The sequence below is a fragment of the Stieleria sp. genome, from assembly GCF_041595215.1.
Lineage (GTDB): Bacteria > Planctomycetota > Planctomycetia > Pirellulales > Pirellulaceae > Stieleria > Stieleria magnilauensis.
The window spans coordinates 1-3,901 of record NZ_JBFHKV010000841.1 but is presented as its reverse complement, the minus strand read 5'-3'; the positions used below and the strand labels follow the sequence as shown (position 1 = coordinate 3,901).

The window sequence follows — 3,901 nt, the reverse complement described above, 5'->3', positions numbered from 1 at the left end:
CGAGGCGACGAGTCCATGCCAACATGCCGACTGCAGAGGACTCGTCGCCTCGTCCACTACCCGAAGATTGAGCTGAGACGGACTACTAGGCTTCGTGCTTGAGCAGTTGGATCGTCTTTTCCATCACGTCGGCGTTGTCCATCAGGAAGCTGTGCAGCACGGGGACGGTCGTGAAGCTCTTGGCGCCGTCGAGTTTTGCTTCTTCGATCCCGACCACAAAGTCGCCTTCGCCATCAACGAGCGGATTGGCCACCGGCGTGGTGACATCGCCGGCGATGATGTGAAAGGGGAACGGCGGAACGGCCAGTTTGGGCGCCAGCTGTTTCCAGTTCGCTCCGAGTTCCATGCCGCCTTGACCGGTGACCCAGCCAAAGACTTTGGTCGGCGCCAGTCGCTGGGCGATCATGGCGCCCTGGTTGGGCGGCCCCAGCATGACCATCGATTCGCAGCGTGGCAGGATCTGATTCGGGTCGCCATCGGCTTGCAGGTCCCCGATCAGGTGGCGCACCACAATGTTTCCCATGCTGTGACCGACAAAGCTGAACGTGTCGTCGCTGGGCAGGTCTTCGAGCAATTCACGCAGTGCGGCGGCGTGGTCTCCGATCGAGCCTCGGGTGCTGGCGTAGGAGAATCGGATCGTGTGGGGGAGCTCGTTTTCGGCGAGTTGTGTTTCCAACGCTTTCATGCTGCCACAGGTCCGCATCAATCCGTGAAGCAGGATCACGTGGTGTTTGGCGGTCGACGGGGCGGTCTTGGGGCATTTCTGATTGAGCGAATCGACGCACTGTTGCTTGTTGCCCCAGGCACGACGGTAGTTGTCGGCGTCGATCAATCGCCAGTGCCCCGTCAGAGCGTTTTGTTGCACGCGGTACCCGTCACGCCACAAATGGTCCGTCCAGATTTGGCTGAAATGGGTGGTTTTCAGCGGCACGTTGAAATTGGAGGTTTCCGCCATGATCGGGTCCTCGGAATGGCCCACATGCTGATGAAATTCAAAGCATAGCGAAGTGGCCAGGGCGATGGTGAGCAGAGTTCGCATGCGACAGGTCGGGGAAGTTTGGGGGGGGCGTGCCGGGGTGTTAGGGAGCAAGAGCCTGTGCTGGGGAGATCGCTTCGGAGAAATTGGCCCGACGTTGGAAAAAGGTGCCTCGTGCTCGATCGCGCCCCTTGCTGACGCGTGCGGGCTGTGCTCGACAGGCCGCTCGCGTCGTTCCGCTAACACCCCTGCTCTTAGCGGCTGCTGCTGGAGCTTCGTCGGCTGACGCGTTCGCCGCGTTTGCTCAGGAACTGCGTCGCTTCCTCGGCCACCAGGACGGTTTCGCCCGAGCGGATTTCGGTTCGGAAACGGTGGTGTCCTTCGCTTTCGGCTTCGGCAATCACACGGATGCGAATCTCTTCGCCGGGGCGGATCGTTTCGATCGGGTCCAGCAGCACTTGGCCGGTCAGGACTTGCCCCGAGTGGCCTTCGATGCGACGCGGTTCGATGCCGTTGCTGAACTGTGCGATCGCACGGACACCGTTGGCTTGGCGGCTGCCGCGATTTTTGATCACGATTTCGTAGACGACTTCTGAACCGACCGGTGCCGGAGCGGCGGGGTCTTGCAGGGTCATCACCAGGTCGGCGATCGATTCGACTTGGGTGTCCAGGGCGACGGCCGTTTTGCCTGCGGCGCTGCCGTTGGCGGTGAAATCGAAGGTCTGTTTTCCGGGCGAAACCATCGTGCAGGAGAATTCGTAATCACGTGACGCACCCGGCGGCAGCGAGTCGATTTCCCAGGTCAGCTTGGTGCCCTGTTTTCGCGCGACGTCGATTCCGCCTTGATAGTGGATTCCCGGCGGCAGTCCCAGGCTGGCGGTGACGTTCTTACACGTCGCCTTGCCCTTGTTGCTGATCTGCAGGTGGTAGATCGCTTCGGTGTTTTGGTACTTCGCTTCGGGGCCGGCCAGGACGGCTTCCAGTTCGGCGGCCGACACCTGAATGGTCTTTTCGGCTTGTGCCTTCAGTCCCAGGTCTCCGGCAGCGAGGCCGTGGATTTTCAAGTCGCCGAGGTCTTGGGCGGTCAGTTCGACTTCGAACTGGGCCTCTTTGCCGCTGGGGATGTCACCGATTCGCTGTGTTTGTGGCGTCGATGAATTGGGCGACAAGGTAAACACGACGTTGGGCGCCAGGCCGTCGCCGGGGTTGAGCACGCGGACCTTGTAGGTTTGCGATTCGCCGTAGACGACTTCCTCGGGGCCTTCGATCAACAGGTCCAGCAGCGGCTCGCGGACGTGGACTTTTGCGACGCTGGACTGGGGCGTCAGGGTCCAGTCGACATCCAATCGATGGGTGCCGCTTTGCCGGGCTTGCAGTCGCAGGAACAGTTTTTCGGTCTTGCCGGCGGGCAGCGTGTCGAGGGTCCAGACCAAGCGGTCGCCCGCTTCCAGGTCTTGGCTGTCGATGTCGCCGCGGGTTGTGCTTTGACCCTTGATGTCGGCCCAATCGGGGACGACGGCGCGGATCATCAATCCTTCCGCGTCGATCGAACCGCGGTTCTCGACCCGAATTTCAAACTCGTGCGTTTGGCGGATGATCACGCTGGACGGGCCGTGGGTGACCACGCGCAGTCCCGGCAGTTCCGAGGCGACAGCGGTTTGTCCGGCGAGCAGCTGGTTCGCTGCCGCATCGCTGGCGGTCGGTCGAGGCTGCGTCGGGGCTTGGAATGGTTGATCGGTCGCCACGGCGGATGCGGCCGGCGGAGCAGGCTGCTGCGGCGCTGGCTGCGGCGGTGCAGGTTGCTGCGGCGCGGGTTGCTGCGGCGGTGCCGCGACAGGTTTGGCGTACGGTGCGGGCATGGATGCCATGGGAGCGCCCAGGTGGCTGCCGCCGGGACGAGTCTGTGACGGTGCGAACGTTGGGGCGTCGTGCCGATCAGGCCCGACGGAGATGGCCGGTTGCTGCGCGAGCTGCGGTACCGCGGTGCGCTGCGGGACAGGGGTGGGCTGCGGGGCGGCAATCGGTGCAGCGCTACGCTGTGCTGTGCCGTGCGGTGCCGCGTTGTGCTGTGCCGTGCCATACGGTGCAGTGTTCTGCTGCGGCGGCGTCGGGTAGGGATAGTGCCCGTAGATGTAAGGGTTTTGTGAGATCGGTTGCGTCGGGGCATACGGCTGAACCGTCATCGGCGCGGTCGGGATCGTCGTCGGTGCAGTTGGGATCGTCGTCGGTGCGGCTGCAGTCTGGGCATTGGCGGTCACGCCCGAGCCGATCGGGGCGGCCGCGGGGCCGAACGGCAGGTGTGCCGGGTTCAAGGCCGCGTGGGGTTGCGGTTGGGGACGGGGGCGGAACGACGAGGCCGGTGGCCCGATGCGATGTCCGGCAACGGATCCCGTCGGCCCGAACTGGGGTGCGGCGGGAACCGGCAGGGTTGGCGCGGCCGGTTGCGGCGTTGCTGGTTGGGTCGGCGCCGATTGGGTCGGCGACAGTGGCACAGGCTGTGGTTGGGGCGTCACCGCCAGTTCCGCCGCTGGTGTCGGCCGGTCCGGCGTCGTCAACGTCGACGTCTCGGGTTTGGCAGCTGTGGGTTTGGCAGCCGGCGCGGTCAGCGCTGGGGCGGTTTCGCTTGCTGGTGCAGACGCGATGTCAACCGGTTCGGGCTGCGTCGGCATCGGCGCGTCGGCAAATGGGGTGGGAACGCTGGGCTCGGGCTGCGTTGCGGCAGCGACTTCCGCCGGGGCTGCGACTTCCGCCGGGGCGGTCGGCGCCGTTTTGGGAGCGGATTGCTGCGGGGCCGCGGCGATCCTCGCCTCGTTGTCTTGTGACGGTGCGGCGGGGGTGATGCCCGTGCCAGTTTCGGTCTTGGCGGATGCAGGCAATGTCGCTTCAGGCAATGCAGCAATGGGCGTCGGCTGCGGTGCTGGCTGG

General features: G+C 64.5%; 2 protein-coding genes. Both read right to left on the bottom strand.

Translation table 11 applies throughout. The features are described from left to right. Positions 1-85: 85 nt before the first annotated feature. Entirely contained in the window at positions 86-1,039 is a 954-nt protein-coding gene (locus ABX749_RS25020; RefSeq protein ID WP_145219706.1) for a lipase, read from the bottom strand. A gap of 191 nt (positions 1,040-1,230) precedes the next feature. Continuing rightward, the coding region (locus tag ABX749_RS25015) for a hypothetical protein (protein WP_372898395.1) at positions 1,231-3,901 on the bottom strand (2,671 nt) is incomplete at its 5' end.

What these genes read in the sequence shown, in the direction of transcription:
- ABX749_RS25020 (WP_145219706.1), bottom strand. Translation starts at nt 1,039, where the DNA reads ATGCGAACTCTGCTCACCATCGCCCTGGCCACTTCGCTATGCTTTGAA.